Genomic DNA, 441 nt, shown 5'->3' with positions numbered 1-441 from the left:
TTTGATGAGATATGTAATAAGGAGCCGAATATAAAAGCAGAATTAATATTAGTGGGAGATATAGAGGCATATGAAGATAATACCAAACCAGTAACAAGACAAGAGATTGATGAAATAAAACAAATAATACAAAAAAATAATAGGATTATTCATTATAAGGAATTATCACATATAGAAATAGTGAATTTATTGCAAAAGAGTCATGTGGGTTTACTTCCTAGTTGGTCCGATACTTATGGATATTCAGTTTTAGAAATGCAAGCGGCAGGTGTTCCTGTGATTACGACAAATATAAGAGCCTTGCCAGAGATTAATAGCGAAGAAGTGGGCTGGATGATTAATTTGCCTTTAAGTAATACTGGGGAAGCTGAATATGTAGGGGTAGAAGCTAGAAGTTTTATTAGAAAGAAGTTAATTAATGATCTGGAAAATATAATAGAG

General features: G+C 32.0%; 1 protein-coding gene. It reads left to right on the top strand.

Going from position 1 to position 441, the window contains the following annotated elements:
• Positions 1 to 441, top strand: a 441-nt coding sequence (locus tag RCF13_RS07420) for a glycosyltransferase (RefSeq protein WP_308141032.1), incomplete at both ends; no start/stop codon positions are given.

The organism is Stenotrophomonas maltophilia group sp. RNC7, from assembly GCF_030910085.1.
Lineage (GTDB): Bacteria > Pseudomonadota > Gammaproteobacteria > Xanthomonadales > Xanthomonadaceae > Stenotrophomonas > Stenotrophomonas sepilia.
This window is presented reverse-complemented; position numbering and strand designations above follow the sequence as displayed.